The 15,489-nt window shown below is 69.7% G+C and carries 17 protein-coding genes; 5 read left to right on the top strand and 12 right to left on the bottom strand.

Going from position 1 to position 15,489, the window contains the following annotated elements; genetic code table 11:
* Window positions 1-48: 48 nt before the first annotated feature.
* Window positions 49-618, bottom strand: coding sequence for a DUF4865 family protein (locus tag ACIBL3_RS02085; protein ID WP_396352296.1), 570 nt, complete (start codon window positions 616-618; stop codon window positions 49-51).
* 100 nt (window positions 619-718) lie between these two features.
* On the opposite strand from ACIBL3_RS02085, the gene ACIBL3_RS02090 reads away from it, so the two are divergent.
* Window positions 719-1,594: a hypothetical protein gene (locus ACIBL3_RS02090; protein WP_396351301.1), complete on the top strand. Its 876-nt coding sequence runs from the start codon at window positions 719-721 to the stop codon at window positions 1,592-1,594.
* On the opposite strand, the gene ACIBL3_RS02095 is transcribed toward ACIBL3_RS02090, so the two are convergent.
* The 3 genes from ACIBL3_RS02095 to ACIBL3_RS02105 are packed head-to-tail and all read right to left on the bottom strand — an operon-like array spanning window position 1,581 to window position 3,333.
* Window positions 1,581-1,982, bottom strand: coding sequence for a GNAT family N-acetyltransferase (locus ACIBL3_RS02095; protein ID WP_396351302.1), 402 nt, complete (start codon window positions 1,980-1,982; stop codon window positions 1,581-1,583). The genes ACIBL3_RS02090 and ACIBL3_RS02095 overlap by 14 nt on opposite strands.
* A gap of 7 nt (window positions 1,983-1,989) precedes the next feature.
* On the bottom strand, window positions 1,990-2,973 hold the full coding sequence (locus ACIBL3_RS02100; RefSeq protein WP_396351303.1) for a pyridoxal-phosphate dependent enzyme: 984 nt from the start codon (window positions 2,971-2,973) through the stop codon (window positions 1,990-1,992).
* A 3-nt stretch (window positions 2,974-2,976) separates the two neighbouring features.
* Complete coding sequence (locus tag ACIBL3_RS02105; protein WP_396351304.1) at window positions 2,977-3,333, bottom strand: helix-turn-helix domain-containing protein; 357 nt, start codon at window positions 3,331-3,333, stop codon at window positions 2,977-2,979.
* Window positions 3,334-3,460: 127 nt separating this feature from the next.
* Here ACIBL3_RS02105 and ACIBL3_RS02110 point away from each other — a divergent pair, with 127 nt between their 5' ends.
* Window positions 3,461-4,054 carry a ClpP family protease gene (locus tag ACIBL3_RS02110; protein WP_396351305.1) on the top strand — a complete coding sequence of 198 codons (594 nt, stop codon included), beginning with the start codon at window positions 3,461-3,463 and terminating at the stop codon, window positions 4,052-4,054.
* Here the strand turns inward: ACIBL3_RS02110 and ACIBL3_RS02115 are convergent.
* Entirely contained in the window at window positions 3,990-5,141 is a 1,152-nt protein-coding gene (locus ACIBL3_RS02115) for a trans-sulfuration enzyme family protein (protein ID WP_396351306.1), read from the bottom strand. The genes ACIBL3_RS02110 and ACIBL3_RS02115 overlap by 65 nt on opposite strands.
* Before the next feature lie 142 nt (window positions 5,142-5,283).
* Between ACIBL3_RS02115 and ACIBL3_RS02120 the strand changes: the two genes are divergently transcribed.
* Complete coding sequence (locus tag ACIBL3_RS02120) at window positions 5,284-5,781, top strand: Lrp/AsnC family transcriptional regulator (protein WP_396351307.1); 498 nt, start codon at window positions 5,284-5,286, stop codon at window positions 5,779-5,781.
* Here ACIBL3_RS02120 and ACIBL3_RS02125 read toward each other — a convergent pair.
* Entirely contained in the window at window positions 5,778-6,788 is a 1,011-nt protein-coding gene (locus tag ACIBL3_RS02125; protein ID WP_396351308.1) for an LLM class flavin-dependent oxidoreductase, read from the bottom strand. The genes ACIBL3_RS02120 and ACIBL3_RS02125 overlap by 4 nt on opposite strands.
* Window positions 6,789-6,920: 132 nt before the next feature.
* Window positions 6,921-7,448, bottom strand: coding sequence for an NADPH-dependent FMN reductase (locus ACIBL3_RS02130; protein ID WP_396351309.1), 528 nt, complete (start codon window positions 7,446-7,448; stop codon window positions 6,921-6,923).
* A gap of 169 nt (window positions 7,449-7,617) precedes the next feature.
* Between ACIBL3_RS02130 and ACIBL3_RS02135 the strand changes: the two genes are divergently transcribed.
* The gene (locus ACIBL3_RS02135) at window positions 7,618-9,864 is read left to right on the top strand and encodes an AAA family ATPase (protein ID WP_396351310.1); all 2,247 of its coding nucleotides are present in this window, start codon (window positions 7,618-7,620) and stop codon (window positions 9,862-9,864) included.
* Here ACIBL3_RS02135 and ACIBL3_RS02140 read toward each other — a convergent pair.
* Both ACIBL3_RS02140 and ACIBL3_RS02145 read right to left on the bottom strand, forming a co-directional pair.
* On the bottom strand, window positions 9,861-10,433 hold the full coding sequence (locus ACIBL3_RS02140) for a hypothetical protein (RefSeq protein ID WP_396351311.1): 573 nt from the start codon (window positions 10,431-10,433) through the stop codon (window positions 9,861-9,863). The genes ACIBL3_RS02135 and ACIBL3_RS02140 overlap by 4 nt on opposite strands.
* 5 nt (window positions 10,434-10,438) lie before the next feature.
* Entirely contained in the window at window positions 10,439-12,175 is a 1,737-nt protein-coding gene (locus ACIBL3_RS02145; protein ID WP_396351312.1) for a PHP domain-containing protein, read from the bottom strand.
* Window positions 12,176-12,488: 313 nt separating this feature from the next.
* Between ACIBL3_RS02145 and ACIBL3_RS02150 the strand changes: the two genes are divergently transcribed.
* Complete coding sequence (locus ACIBL3_RS02150) at window positions 12,489-13,004, top strand: M23 family metallopeptidase (protein ID WP_396351313.1); 516 nt, start codon at window positions 12,489-12,491, stop codon at window positions 13,002-13,004.
* Here the strand turns inward: ACIBL3_RS02150 and ACIBL3_RS02155 are convergent.
* The 3 genes from ACIBL3_RS02155 to ACIBL3_RS02165 all read right to left on the bottom strand — a co-directional run bounded on the left by ACIBL3_RS02155 (window position 12,952) and on the right by ACIBL3_RS02165 (window position 15,456).
* Window positions 12,952-13,539 (bottom strand): hypothetical protein, encoded by a 588-nt coding sequence (locus ACIBL3_RS02155; RefSeq protein WP_396351314.1) that lies wholly within the window; start codon window positions 13,537-13,539, stop codon window positions 12,952-12,954. The two genes, ACIBL3_RS02150 and ACIBL3_RS02155, sit on opposite strands and share 53 nt — an antisense overlap.
* A gap of 124 nt (window positions 13,540-13,663) precedes the next feature.
* Complete coding sequence (locus ACIBL3_RS02160) at window positions 13,664-14,356, bottom strand: response regulator (RefSeq protein ID WP_396351315.1); 693 nt, start codon at window positions 14,354-14,356, stop codon at window positions 13,664-13,666.
* On the bottom strand, window positions 14,353-15,456 hold the full coding sequence (locus tag ACIBL3_RS02165) for a sensor histidine kinase (RefSeq protein WP_396351316.1): 1,104 nt from the start codon (window positions 15,454-15,456) through the stop codon (window positions 14,353-14,355). Before ACIBL3_RS02165 ends, ACIBL3_RS02160 begins: the two co-directional genes overlap by 4 nt.
* Window positions 15,457-15,489 lie beyond the last annotated feature (33 nt).

The raw sequence follows: 15,489 nt of genomic DNA on the forward strand, positions 1-15,489 counted from the left end.
TCAAAGGTGCGGGCTCGGATATCTCATGTCTTGAAAGATACGGCGAAATCAGCGTCCCAGCAGATCTTTTCTTCCGGGTGTGGACAAGTGCAGCACCTGGTACCGCGTGCCGGGCACCGCACCCGGCTCCGGCGAGCTCCACAAGGTGAAGAAGACCAGCTCCCAGCGACTGGGATCGACGGCCAGCGCCGCAGCGTGGACGCCGGACCGCGCCGCGTTCTCGCGCAGCACCTCGAGCGCGGCACCGACCGGGTCGGCAGGGTCCACGTCGTTGGCCAGCGTCTGCGTGTGCCTGGTTGCGCTCCGCGCGGGCTGATCCGCCTCCGGACCGGCCAGTGCCTCCACACCGGTCCAGTGCCGCACCGATGGGCGGCCGAAGGACGTGCAGATGGCGCTGAAGAACCCACCGCCCCAGAGGAAGCGGCCCATGCCGGCCGAGTCGTTCCACAGGTAGAACGGCGCGTACTGGTTGATCATCGCGCCGTTCGCCCGGTCCTGGATCAGGTACGCCTTGATCCCCAGCCCGTCGAAGTCGTCCAGCCGGTGCCCGGTGGTCTCCACCCGGCGCCGGATGATCCCCATGTCGTAGTCGGTCGGCAACGTGATCTCGTACTGCATCGCGTACACGGTCCACACCCTTCCGCTCGGTCCCCGACATACTAGTAGGTACAGAAGAATTGGGGAGCGCTGTCGTCCACGCGTCGGTCAGAGTAGGGCGATGGGTGACGTGAGCGAACGGATCTGGGCGAAGTTGCCGGCGGGCAGCCGGGAGGCGCTGGTCGACGGGCTGAGTCCGTCGGACCTGCAGTCCGTGCTGCTGGACGTGAGCCATGGCCGAGCCGCGAAGGTGACGCCGGCGCGGCTGCTGCAGCGCTGGCAGCAGGACCGGTTCGTGCAGCCGTCCACGTCCGACCCGCGGCAGCTCGTGAAGACCCAGCAGCGGCTGTGGGAGCTGCTGCCGGACCAGTTCGCGGGCGTCGAGCTGTCGCCGGTGACGCCGCTCGGCACCTGCTCGGCGGTCTCCACCATCAACCAGCACCAGGTGCTCAGCACGATCCGCAGCACCGAGGTCGCCAGCGACCCGACCAACGAGCTGGCGATCGAGGCCGCCGTACGGCGTCGTGCCGGTGAGCCACGGGTTGATCTGGCCGCGTGCCAGCGGGTCGTGCGCGCGCAGGCGGTCGACGGGCCGGGGATGTTCGCGCACTTCCAGCTGTTCGTGCTGGTGTCGAGTGCGCGGGACACGGGCTCGGGCCGGACCGAGGCGGAGCTGCTGGTCGATCACCTGCGGTACTGGCACGACGTACTGGGTGACGCGGCTGAACTGACCTTCACGACGTTCACGCCGTCGGCTGTGCGGGAGCGGATCGACGACACTGTCCGCCCGGCGCTGAAGACCGAGCTGTTCGAGGACGCCGCGCGGGAGAAGGGCCGGAACTACTACACCGGTACGGCGCTGGGCATCGGCTGCGACGGCGCGGAGCTGGGCGATGGTGGCTTCACCACGTGGACTGCCGACCTGCTCGGCGACGCGAAGGAGCGCTGCCTGATCTCCTGCGTCTCCACCGAGCGCCTGACCGCTATCTCAGCTTGAGCAGGGCCGCGTCGGTCGGTCGGAACCCACAAGCGTCGACGTAGAAGGCGGTCAGGTGTGGCTCGTAGTCCACATGCAGCCATTCACACCCGGCCGCCTTCGCCTCCTCGGCCGCAGCAAGCACGAGCCGCTTCCCGATGCCCTGCCGTCCGTGGTCCGGATGTACGGCGGTGTCCAGCACGAACGCATGTGCACCGCCGTCCCAGCACACCTGTACGAACCCGACGAGCTGCTCGTTGCTGAAGGCCCCTACCCAGGTCAGCGCCCACCGCTCCAACCGCTCCCGCCAGGCCTGCACCGCGACCTCGCCACCGAACGCCAGCGCATGCAGCGTCGACAGCTCCACGTCGTCCACCGGAAACCGCACCACCAGCTCGACCGACTTCACTGCTTCCTCAGGCTCCCTCAGTGCTGATCAGGATGACGGTGCTGTCCGCGGTGAGCTGCAGGCGGTCGCGGGCGGCCCGGAGGCCGGCCAGGGTTGCGGCACCGCTCGGGCCTGAGGAGATGCCGGCCGACTGCAGGTCGTCCACAGCTTGCAGTGCCTCGTCGTCGTCGACTGTGACCGCGCAGTCGAGGCCTGAACGGAGTACGGGATAGGCGAGCGTGGACGCCGTACCGCAGTTGAGGCCGGCCATGACCGTCTTGCCGGTGGGCACGGAGACGAGCTCGCCGGCCAGCAGGCTCGTGGTGACGCACGACGCCGACCCGGGCTCGACCCCGAGCACCGCGGGTCTGGACGAACCACTGCGGTAGTACGTGACCGCTGCCTGCGCAATCGACCCCACACCCATCGGCACGACAACCAGGTCGGGCTGTACGTCGATCTCGCGGAACAGAGTCGAGTAGCCGTCCACGATGTGCTGCGGCACCACCTCGTACCCGGGCCAGGCCGAGTCCTGGATCAACAGCCGACCAGGGTCATCCGAGTACGTCGCCGCCTCGGCGACCGCGGCGTCGTACGTGTCAGGTACGACGGTCACCGTCGCGCCCTCGGATCGGATCGCGTCGATCGCGGCCTCGCTCACGACGTCCGGGACGAACACATGGGACGGCAGCCCGAGCATGGCGGCACGGCGAGCCACTGCGCGTCCGTGGTTGCCGTCAGTCGCGGTGACGAGTTCCACCGGCCCTGCGTGGTCCTGCATCGCCCGATGGATCGCCCACCACGCGCCGAGCGCCTTGAACGCGGGCAGGCCGAGCCGCTGCGACTCGTCCTTCACCAGCAGTTGGCCGACGCCCAGCTCAGCGGCCAAGGACGGGACAGGGGTCAGCGGTGTCGGGAGGTATCCGGGCAGGCTCTGGTGGAACGCCAGCACCTCGTCAGGCGGAGGCGCCGTACGCCAGGAGCGTGCGGTCGGGTTGTCGTACCAGCGCACGACCTAGGCGACCAGGCAGAAGGCCTCGGCCGAGCCGGAGTAGGCACGCGGGGACGAGGTGACCCGACGCGGAGCCGACTGCTCGACCCGGATCGCTGCGGTCTGGAGGTGGATCGGCAGCGTGGACCGGACCGCGGTCGCCAGGTCGAACTGCACCTCGGCCAGCAGGTCGGTCAGCTCGAGGTCCAGCGCGCGGCAGATCGCGGCCAGGATCTCGGACGACGGCTCCTTGCGGCCGCGCTCGATCTCGGACAGGTAGGGCACCGACACTTGGGCCAGCTCGGCGAGCTCGCGCAGGGTGATCCCCCGCTCGCGCCGCAACCGGCGGAAGACGTTCCCGATCACCTGGCGTAGCAACACGTCTGGCCCTCCTCGCCTCCGGATGTCCTGTACCGAGTGTGCCATCCCGGCCAGGTCTGCGGTGGGCAGATCTGCCACGGGCAGATTCCCGGCCGGTTCCGGACGCTCCGCCCGCAGGCTGGAGGGCATGAGTGAAATGCCGAACACCCTCGACGGTCACATCTACCAGCGGCTGCTGTGGCAGCGGATCCTCGTCCTCGGCGACGAGATCAAGGACGAGAACGCCAACGCCCTGTGCGCGCAGCTGATCCTGCTGAACGCCGAGGACCCGAAGGCGGACATCTCGCTCTACATCAACTCCCCCGGCGGCTCGGTGTCGGCCGGGCTGGCGATCTACGACACGATGAACTTCATCTCCAACGACGTCGCGACGTACGCGATGGGGATGGTCGCGTCGATGGGTCAGGTGCTGCTCACCTGCGGCGCGCCCGGGAAGCGGTACGCGCTGCCGCACGCGCGGATCATGATGCACCAGCCGACCGGCGGCATGGGCGGCACCGCGTCCGACATCAAGACCCAGGCCGAGCAGGCCATCAAGGCCCGCGAGGACCTGGCCCACCTCATCTCCGACCGCACCGGCCAACCGGTCGACCGGATCACCACCGACTTCGACCGCGACCGCTGGTTCACCGCGGAGGCGGCCCGCGACTACGGAATCATCGACCGAGTGCTGACTGAAGATCAGCAGTCAGGTCGTCAACGTCTTCCAGTCCGAGGCTGAGGCGTAGCAAACCCGCGTGGGGCTTGGCATCCTCGGCGACCAGGCGGTGCGTCAGGGCGGCGGGGTGCTGGATGAGGGTGTCCACGCCGCCCAGGGAGACTGCGTGGGTGATCAGCTTCAACGAGTCGGCTACACGCGCGGCCGCGTCGTAGCCGCCGGTCACTGTGAAGGCGAGCACGGCGCCGGGACCCGCCTGCTGGCGGCCGATGAGGGCCTGCGGGTCGGTGAGGCCTGGGTAGTAGACCTTTTCCACAGCGGGCTGGGCTGAGAGCCAGTCCGCCACCTTGGTAGCGGTCGCCTGCTGCGCCCGTACTCGCACTGGCAGCGTCTGCAGTCCCCGGTGCAGTTCGTACGCGGCCAACGGGTGCAGCAGGCCACCAGTCACGGCCCGGATCTGGCGGAGCCGGGCGGTCCATTCCGCGGCTGCCGCGACGACGCCGCCCATGACGTCGCCGTGGCCGCCGAGGTACTTGGTTGCCGAGTGCAGCACCAGGCTCGCCCCGTGACGAGCCGGCTGCTGCAGGACCGGCGTCGCGAACGTGTTGTCCACAAGCACTGGCACGTCGCCCGCCTGCCGGACCACCGCCGCGATATCCACAAGCTCCACGGTCGGGTTCGCCGGCGTCTCCAGGATCACCAGCCCGGTCTCCGGCCGGATCTCCGCCGCCACCGAATCGGCCGACGTGTAGCTGACCGTCGTACCCAGCAAGCCTGTGGATAACAGGTGGTCGGACCCGCCGTACAGCGGCCGTACGGCGACCACGTGCGGACGACCCGCGGCGACAGTGGCGAGCAAGCAGGCGGTCAGCGCAGCCATCCCGGACGCGAAGGCGACCGCCGACTCGGTGTGCTCGAGCTCCGCGAGCGCCTCCTCGAAGCGAGCCACCGTCGGATTCCACAGCCGCTGGTACACGAGGCTGCCGCCGTCCGGCGCCTTGCCCTGCGTGAGTACGTCGTACGACGTCCCGCCGGCCGTCACCCCGGGCAGCGGATAGGTCGTGGACAGGTCGATCGGCGGCACGTGGACGCCGAGCGCCGTGAGGTCGTCGCGGCCGGCGTGCACCGACCGGGTGTCGAGCTGGGTCATCCGTGCCTCCTCAGGTCACCTGGACTCACTCGGCGACGAGGATGGAATCTTCTGCAGATCTACCGCAAGAGTTCCGAAGAAAATTCATCCACAGGCTCATCCACACGCTGTGGATTCTGTGGATGAGTCCTACAGTGGTGGCATGCCGAAGGATCGTCGGACCCCGGGTCCCGCCCCGCGCGCGGCGCCCGACGGGCTCGACGAGGTCGACCGGGAGCTGGTCCGGTTACTGGCCGCCGACGGCCGGATGCCGAACAACGCGCTCGCCGAGGCAGCCGGCATCGCCCCGTCGACGTGTCTGATGCGGGTGCGGTCGCTGCGGGAGCGCGGCGTGATCAGGGGCTTCCACGCAGATGTGGACCTGGCGGCGCTCGGGCAGCCGCTGCAGGCGCTGGTCGCGGTGCGCATCGGGGCGCACTCGCGCGACGAGATCAACCGCTTCCGGACGAAGGTGCCCGGGCTACCCGGTGTGCTGTCGCTCTTCCACGTCAGCGGCGCGAACGACTACCTGCTGCACGTGTCGGCCGCGTCGCCGGACGCGCTCCGCGAATTCGTGCTGGACCACCTGACCGCTGACCCAGCCGTAGTGCACGCCGAGACGAGCCTCATCTTCGAGCACGTCCGCGGCGGAACGAGCTAGAGCCCCCAGGCGGCGGCGAGCTGCGTGAAGGAGTGCCGGCGCTCGGCGGGGCTGTGGATATTCGTGGTGATGATCAGCTCGTCGGCATCCGCGGCCTTCGCGCGGCTCTGCAGATCGGCAACGACCTGGTCGGGTGTGCCGACGGAGACCAGCCCGGCCCACTCCTCGACCGCCGCGCGTTCGGCGTCAGACCACGGGTAGGCGGCGGCCTCCTCGGGTGACGGTAGCGGGCCCGGCCGACCGGAGCGCAGCCGCAGCATCGACAGCGCGTTGGCCTGCGCCAGCTGCTGCGCGCGTTCTTCGGTGTCGGCGACGATCGCGGCCAGCGCGAGGATGACGTGCGGCGTCGACCGGTGGTCGGACGGCTGGAAGTTCTCCCGGTACGACGCGATCACGCCGGCCGGATCCAGGGTCCCGAAGTGACCGGCGTACGCGAACCCCGTCCCCAGCGCGGCCGCGGCCTGACCGCCGTACGTGCTGGAACCGAGGATCCACACCGGCGGCAACGGTACGTCGTCCGGTTGCGCGGAGATCGGCGCGAACGGGTGGCCGGTCGGGAAGCCCTCGGCGTACGCGCGCAGCTCGGCGTACTGCTCGGGGAAGTCGTCGGCGCCGAGCGCCTCCCGGCTGCGGCGCAGCGCGAGCGCGGTCCGCTGGTCGGTGCCGGGTGCGCGGCCGATGCCGAGGTCGATGCGATCGGGGTGCAGGCCGGCCAGCACGCGGAACGTCTCGGCGACCTTCAGCGGGGAGTGGTTCGGCAGCATGATGCCGCCGGAGCCGACCCGGATGTGCGAGGTGGCCGCGGCGACGGCCGCGATCATCACCTCGGGAGTCGAGCTGGCCACGCTCGGGATGTTGTGATGCTCCGCCAGCCAGTAGCGCTTGTACCCGGCGGCCTCGGCGGTGCGGGCCAGCTCGAGGGTCTCGTGCAGCGCCTGCGACGGCCGCGATCCGGTCGGCACCGGCGAGAGGTCGAGCACGGACAACGGCATCGGTTCGGAAGTCACGTTCAACCGACAACCGGCATCGGCCGCCGGGTATTCCTGCGCGGACCGCCAGCACTCATCAATGTCGCATCCGGCGCCGCCGTGAGCGTGCGCCCCGCGGTGAACCCGTGGTTGGTGAGTGCTGGACGTCCGCTAGTCCGGGTACGGCGTTCGTTCGCGGGCATCACGTAGTGGCCGGGCCCACCAGGCGAGCTGGTCGAGCAGCGCAGCGGCGGCACGCGGAGTCGTGTGGTCGGTGGGCTCGCCGTCCGCCGTGAAGTCGGTCTCGTGGAAGCCGAGGCTGTCGCGAATCGTGACCGCGTGGAGCTCACCGAACACCAGTCGCAGCTGCTCGGCGGCTCGGAGTCCGCCCGAGCGGCCGCCGTACACGACGAAGGCGATCGGCTTCCCGTACCAAGGCCGCCGTACGGCATCGATCGCCGTCTTGAGGTCACCTGGATACGCATGGTTGTACTCGGCGGTGACGATCACGGCGGCGTCCGCCTCGGCGATCCGGGCCGGCAACTCCTGCAGTGGCACGGCGCTCAGGTCGATCAGGTCGAGCTTGAAGTCGGCGGAGCGCTCGATCTGACGGGCGAACCAGCGGGTGACCAGGGTGCCGAAGCGACCGGCGTCGACGTTGCGGGTGAGCAGGGCCAGCCGCAGCGGATGAACGGTCACGGCGTGGACGCTAATACCTCAACACGACTTGAGGTCAAGCGGTCACCCGACAGCAGTACAGAAAAAGCGCGTTCCGGGATAAACTCATGGATTTGTGGCTGCCACCGGAGGAAATACGGAAATTTCCTCCAGGAACCAACGGGCTGCATTTTATCACAAGGGGTTTGAATTGCCGAATCCGGTTCAGGCCGAGCAGGTTCACCTGACGACGTTCTACGCTGCGCTCGACGCCGAGCGTGAGCGCGCCGAGGCCCGCAAGCAGGACGAGCAACTGGTCCATACCCGCAACGCGCAGGCCCTGCACCAGCGCGACGGCCGGATCCGTGAGCTGAACACCAGGCTGGCCCGGCTCAACTCCGCCGAGGAAGGCCTGTGCTTCGGTCGCCTCGACGCCGCCGACGGCGAGACCCTGCACATCGGCCGGCTCGGGTTGCACGACGCCGACTACGAACCGTTGCTGGTCGACTGGCGCGCGCCTGCCGCCCGCCCGTTCTACATCGCCACCGCGGTCGCCAACGAGGGCGTCGTACGGCGGCGTCATATCCGGACCCGGCTCCGCAAGGTGGTCGACGTCCAGGACGAGCAGCTCGACCTGGACCGGCAGGCGCCGGACGCGTCGAAACCCGGCACCGGCGTGATGGGCGAGGCCGTCCTGCTCGCCGCGCTCGAGGCCCGGCGGACCGGCCGGATGGAGTCGATCGTCCAGACGATCCAGGCCGACCAGGACCGGATCATCCGCTCGGAACTGCCCGGAATCCTGGTCGTCCAGGGCGGTCCGGGTACCGGCAAGACCGCGATCGCGCTGCACCGGGCGGCGTATTTGCTGTACACGCACCGTGAACAGCTGGAAAAGCGCGGAATTCTGGTGGTCGGGCCGAATCCGGCGTTCCTGCGGTTCATCGGCGAGGTGCTGCCGTCGCTTGGTGAGGACGGCGTCCGGCTCGTCACCGTCGCCGAGCTGTACCCGGGCCTGACCGCGACTCGGCCGGAGGTTGCGGAGAGCGCCGAGGTGAAGGGTCGCGGGGTGATGGCCGACGTGATCGCGAAGGCGGTCGCCGACCGGCAGTGGGTGCCCGACCGCCCGATCCACCTCACCGTCGACCGGACCGTGCTGCGACTCGACCCGGCGTTCTGCGCGGACGCCCGGGCGCGCGCCCGCGGCCGCAACCTCACCCACAACCAGGCCCGCCCGTTCTTCCTCACCGAGGTCGTCGACTTCCTCACCAACCAGTACGCCGACCTGATCGGCGCCGACCCCCTCGGTGGGGAGAACCTGCTCGACGAGTACGACCTGCAGGAGTTGCGCAAGGAAGTCCTCGCCGAGCCGGCTGTGCAAGCGGTGCTCGACCAGCTCTGGCCGCTGCTCAGTCCGCAGAAGCTCCTCGAGGACCTGTACGGCGACGAGGACCGGCTGGCCCTTGCCGCGCCGCAGTTGAGTGTCCTCGATCGCGAACATCTCCTGCGGTACGGCGATGACTGGAGCCCGTCCGACGTACCACTGCTGGACGAAGCGGCCGAGTTGCTCGGCGACGACGGCCGGGAAGCGGCGCTGGAGAAGGCGGCCCGGGCGCGGGCGATCGCTTATGCACAAGGCTCGCTGGACGTGCTGATCGGTTCGGCGTCGACGGACTTCGACGAGGACGACGACGCGGAGGTGCTGACCGCGAAGGACATCCTCGACGCCGAGATGCTCGCGGATCGGTACGAGGCGGACGACGACCGGACGCTGGCCGACCGCGCTTCGGCCGACCGGCGGTGGACGTACGGGCACGTGATCGTGGATGAGGCGCAGGAGCTGACTCCGATGGCGTGGCGGGCGATCGCGCGGCGGTGTCCGCTGCGCTCGATGACGGTGGTCGGTGATGTCGCGCAGACCGGTGCGATCGGCGGCGGGACGAGTTGGGAGGGTGCGCTCGCGTCGACGTTCGGCGATCGCTGGCGGTTGGCCGAGCTGACGCTCAACTACCGGACGCCTGCCGAGGTGATGGAGCTCGCGGGCGATGTCCTGCGCGAGGTCGATCCGCGGGCGAAGGCGCCGCGCTCGGTCCGGTCGACCGGGGTGCAGCCTTGGCACGCGGACATCGCGCCGGGCGACCAAGCGGCGTACGTGCAGAAGGTCGCGGCCGAGGAGACGCAGCACGGGCAGGTCGGTGTGATCACGTCCCGCAACCGCCTCGAATTCGTGCAGGAGGCGGTCGCCCACTTGAACGACGTGACCGTGCTGAGCGCAGCCGGTGCCAAGGGTCTCGAGTTCGACTCCGTCCTGGTCGTCGACCCCGACGGCATCCTGATCGAGTCACCCCGCGGCCTCCGCGACCTGTACGTCGCCCTCACCCGCTGCACCCAACGCCTCGGCGTAGTAGGCCCCCTACCCGACGTACTCCAGTCCTCAACCGCCTGGGACGACCGGCGTTAGTGGTCGGCGCAGCACTTTTGTTGGTGTTGGAGTTCGAAGGGGATGAGGAGGTTGCCGGCGGCGGGTTGGACCTGGAGGACCAGGCGGCCGGCGCGGCGGAGGGGGCGGAGGAAGTCTCGGGTGTCGACGAGTGCGTCGTCGGTGACGGACAGGCCGCCGACGGCCTCGAGTTGATCGATGCCGCAGCGGGTGCGGAGTTCTGCGGCCGGCAGGACCCCGTGGGCCTGTTCGTGTCCGGGCCAGCGGACCGCGCGTCCCGCCGTACCGAGGGCTGCTTCGACGGCGGCGAGGTACGCGCCGCGGACGAGGTGGCTCGGTCCGGCGAGTTCCGGCTCGGACGCGCCCGGCCGGGTGATCGCGAGGCCGGCGTCATGAGTGGCGAAGTGGCCGCGGACGGCGTCGGCCAGGTCCGCTGTGCTCATCAGCGAGACCGCGACGTGTGGGCGGTCGCCGCCTGGCACCATGTGGGTGCAGGCGACGACCGGCTGGTCCACGGCGTCGAGCAGGTCGTACAGCAGGTGGTCGGCCTCGGCCGTGTCCCGGCTGTCCGCGTCGATCGCGATGATCATCTCGACTACTTCGGCAGGACCCAGATCGGGTTCGTGTAGAACCACAGGTCGACCCACGGGTCCGCGTCCCCGACCACGTCGAGCTTCGGCCCGGCCGGGTCGACTGCCGCGCCGAGGTACCCGGGCTGGCTGCGGTTCCCGTCGGTGCCGCGGACCCGGACGTAGAACGGCGCCTCCGCCTTGCCCAGCGGGTAGACGAGCTCGAACGTGCCGCGACGGCCCGAGGTGTCCCACTGCCGGACGACCTTGGTGTTCGGCGCGGTGAAGGTGTCGCGGTCGGACACCGTTCCGGTCACCGCACCCTGGATGACATCGACCCGGTTCAGGGTCGGCACGAAGTTCGCCCAGTTCGGCATCGTCTGCGCGGTGATCCGTACGACGAGTTCGAGAGCCCGGCCCTTGCGCGTGATCAGGGCGCCGCCGAGCGGTTCGCCGTACCGCTTGCCGACCTCACGGACCTCGACCTCGACGCCCTTCACCAGCGCGCCGTGGTCGACCCAGACGCGGCCGTTGCGCAGGCCCTCCATCACCGCGAGGTAGTCGCGCCGGTCCGCGCCGACGTGTGTGCGGCTGTAGAAGCCCGGCCAGAAGTCACCCGCGGTCGAGTTGACCGTGTTGCCGTAGACCGGGTCCATGTAGCGGCCGTCGCGGTCGAACTGCGCCTGGCTCGAACCGTCGGGACGACGGGACGTCTCGTTCCAGTTCACGTGCGAGTCGGAGTTCGCGCTGATCCACCACGGCTTGCCCTCGGCGAGCAGGCTGTCCCACAGCCCACCGACGGTCGCCGTCATCCAGTCGAAGCCGCCCCAGGTCCGGTAGCTCTCGGCCGGGTAGCCGGGGAACGAGTTCGCGTTCGGCGAGTTGCCGTAGAAGCCGCGCGCGTTCGCGGCGCCGATTCCGGCCGGCAGACCGGCCGCCTGGTGGCCCGGCGCGCCCTCGAAGCCGACCGCGATCCGCGGGTCGGCGTCACGCCAGTTGCGGATCTCGTGCGGGCTGTCGATGCCGTTGCGGGCCGGGTGGTTGGCCAGGAACAGCGCGTCCGCGACCTTGCGGTGGTCCACCTGCTGACCGAGCCACTGGATGCCGGACACCGCGAGCGCCTCGTTGGCGGGCGTGTTCGCGCCGGCCCCCTTCACGCTGCCGTCGTAGCTGTTCTCGAACTGCTTCAGTACGTCGACCTCGCGGCTGCCCGGTGCGACGAAGACGGTGCCGTGCTCGGCCGCCGGGATGTTCCACTCCAGGCCCTGGAAGATCAGCGTGTTCCGCAGCTCCGACCGGGCCGCCTTGATCTGCGGGTTGACCAGGTCGACGCCGATCCGGGCGTGCGTCGCGCCGCCGTGGTCGGTGATGACCAGCCAGTCCAGCCCGTACGCCGCGGCGTGCCGGGCCTGGTCGATCACCCGGTACATGCCGTCGGAGCTCAGCTGCGTGTGGATGTGGTGGTCGCCGGCCAGCCAGACGGTGGGGCGACCGCCAGGCTTGAAGATCCAGCTGTCGTCGGGAGCAGCCGCCTCGGCCGCCTGCGCTCCGGTGACGGCGAGAGCCGCCGTACCTCCGAGAACTCCGGCCGACCGCAGCAGCGCCCGCCGGGACACCTCGGTGGGCGACAGGTCGCTGTCCGGCACCGACTCGTCGAGCGCCGCGAGCGTGGCCGCGTCCAGCTCGGTGTTCGGGTGGTGGTGATGATGACCGTGCTCGTGCTCGTGGTCATGGGGGTGCGGGTGGCTGTGATCGTGCCCCATCGTGCAGTCCTCTCGGATGGCGGAATCCCGCGCGATCATCGCCCTTTCCCGTGACCACCAGATGTTGTCCCGGTGAACGCCTCCGGATGGACAACCCGACGCGAGACCACTTCAATGGCCCAGGATGAGAACTCGCAGGGTGACGTTCCGACGGGCCGCGACCACCGCTGTCACGGTCGGTGGTCTGCTCGCGCTGACTGCGTGTAGCGACGTCCCAGGGGACGCCCAATCAGACGCGCCGGCTGTGCGAGCGAGCAGACCGTCGGCGCAGACGCCAAGCCGGTCGCCATCCCCCTCACCCACGGCTAGGTACGTGTTCCCGATCCGGGGCTGCGAGGCGTCGGCATCGCAGAGTCACCACGACTATCCGGCGTCCGACATCTTCGCGAAGACCGGCTGCAAGTTCGTCGCGCCAGTGGACGGGCAGGTCGACGAAGTGACCGCAGTCGACCGGTGGGACCCGGACACCAATGTTGGCCGGGACCGCGGTGGACTGTCAGTGTCCGTGGTGGGTATCGACGGCGTGCGCTACTACGGCTCGCACCTGTCAGCCATCGGCACCGGCATCAAGCCGGGGTTGCGCGTGAAAGCCGGCCAGTCGCTCGGCTCGATCGGCAACACCGGCAGCGCCCGGGTCACCCCGTCCCACCTGCACTTCGGAATCAGCTGGCCCACGCCGCCCGGCAAGTGGTGGATCCGTCGTGGGTCGGTGTCACCGCAGCCGTTCCTCGATGCGTGGCAGGAGGGCCGACAGCTGTCACCCGTCACCGCGGTTGCTAAAGCGCGGCGCTCGTACGGCGTCGATCGCGGCTGCCGGTCGTATTGCTGACGAACGCCAGCCCGAGCAACGCACCACCCAGCGGCATCAGGTCGAGGTTCACCGAGATCAGCACGAATCCCACCAGCAGCAACACCGGCGACCACACCGGCAGCTGTCGCTCCACCGTGAGCAGGACCGCCAGGGTCAGCAGTCCGGCCAGGAACAGCAGCGGCCCGACGTTGTACAGCGGCTCGTAGATCCCCAGGTCCCCCGGCCACCGCTCGTACTCGTCCCCGATCCGCGACATCGCCGCGTGATCCTCCGCCCGAAACCCCACGATCAGATCCACCACGAACACCCGCGCGAACGCCGCCACCCCCGCGAACCCCACCACCACAGCCGCCGTCCCCGCCGCATGCCGCGCCCTCAACAAACCCCGAGCCCGCACGAGTACGACGCCGTACAGCAAGATCCCCACCAGAAACAGCACATGCCCAACCGTCCAGGCTCTGCCCGGCCCATGCTCCCCATCCCGGCCGTCAACCAACCGAACGATGCCATAAGCAACAAACAGCCCCGCCGCAACCACTCCGAGCTTCTTCATACCCCCATCCTCGGGAGACCGGCGCCCAGCCACCTCGCCGGTGAGAGTGAACTTCGCCCGGCGAATGGGTCGTGGGACGGAAGGACAGGAGGTGTCCAGCCGCGACCGGATCATGGAGGGGCTGTCAGGCGGGGCCGGGTGCGGGCGAGCGGGACATCTCCTGTCCTTCGGTCCCCGGCGTGACGAGTCCGGCCTCGTAGGCGGCGATGACGGCTTGCACTCGGTCTCGGAGGTTCAGTTTGGTGAGGGTGTTGCTGACGTGGGTTTTGACGGTGTGTTCGCTGACGGTCAGGGCAGTGGCGATCTCGGCGTTGGTGAGGCCGCGGGCGAGCAGGACGAGGGTTTCGCGTTCCCGGGTGGTGAGGACGTCGAGGGTGGCCGCGGGTGTGCTGCGGGGGCGGCTCCGGGTCAGGTCGGCGATCAGGCGGCGGGTGACGCTGGGGGCGAGCAGGGACTCGCCGGCGACGACCACGCGGACGGCGTGTACCAGGTCGTCGCGGCGGACGTCCTTCAGCAGGAAGCCGCTGGCGCCGGCATAGAGGGCGTCGTACACGTAGTCGTCGGAGTCGAAGGTCGTCAGCATCACCACTCTCGTGCCGGTGCTCGCGCAGATCGTGCGGGCCGCCGCGAGGCCGTCCAGGCGTGGCATGCGGACATCGAGAAGCACCACGTCCGGTGTCAGCGATCGGACCAGCGAGACCGCCTCGGCGCCGTCGCCGGCCTCGCCGACAACCTCGATGTCGGGTTGCGCGTCGAGGATCATCGCGAATCCGCTGCGCACCAGTTCCTGGTCGTCGGCCAGCACCACCCGGATCATGAGACTCCTTCCGGCCAGGGAAGTCTGGCCCGCACCTCGAACCCACGGTCGGCCAGCGGGCCGGCTTCCGCCGTACCGCCACACGCCGCCGCCCGTTCCCGGATCCCGATCAGCCCGTGCCCACCGGCGGACACCTCCGAGCCGACTCCGTTGTCGGTGACCGTCAACTCCAGCGCCTCAGCGGACCAGTCCAGTCGTACGGCGACCCGCGTCGCGCCGGCGTGTTTGACGGTGTTGGTCAACGCCTCCTGGATGATCCGGTACACCGCGACCTCGGTGTCCGGCGGCACCGGTCGCCGTACCCCGGTCTCCTCGTAGGACGTGCCGCGGAGAAGTGCCGGCAGGTCGGCCAGGGTCGGCTGCGGAGCTCGGTCCTCGCCGGCCTTGAGTACGCCGAGCAGCCGCCGCAACTGCACCATCGCATCTCGTCCCGCGTCGGCGATCGCGTCGAAGGCTCGCTCGGCCCGATCCGGATCGGTGCGGACGACGACCGGCCCGGCCTCGGCCTGGACGACCATCAGGCTGACCGCGTGCGCCAGGATGTCGTGCATGTCGCGAGCGACCCGGGCGCGTTCCTCGGCGGCGGCGCGGGCGGCTTCGGCGACGCGTTCCCGCTCGAGCTGATCCGCTCGGTCACGCAGCACCGCGGCGTGCTCGCGGCGACTGCGTTCCAGCGAGCCGAGCAACCAGGCGGCGACCGGCAGCAGGAAGGTGAACATGAACTCGTCGAGGTCGTTGTCCTTCAGCAGCAACGACGCCGGCGGGAACGTGACCAGGATGACGACCAGTACGCCGATCCGCTGCCACCGCTTCCGGCCGAGGCTGGCAACCGTGTAGATCGCGACCAGCCCGGCGTACTGCAGGTTCTGACCGGGCCGGTGGTGGACGGACACGAGCGTCGCGGCCACCCCGACGACCACCATCACCCCGAACGGCCATCGCCTCCGCCACAACAGCGGCACGACCGTCGCCAGGTTGAACACCACTCCCAGCCAGGTCACCGCACCCGGCGCGGGATCGATGAACGGCACCGCCGTGGCCACGCCCACCGCGACCACCACCGCGACGTCAACCGTCCGCGGACCAGGAACCCCGAGCACACTCTCAGTCTGACGCAACCACCCTCGCCGGCC

It is taken from the genome of Kribbella sp. NPDC050124 (assembly GCF_044460355.1).
In the GTDB taxonomy this organism is placed as follows: domain Bacteria; phylum Actinomycetota; class Actinomycetes; order Propionibacteriales; family Kribbellaceae; genus Kribbella.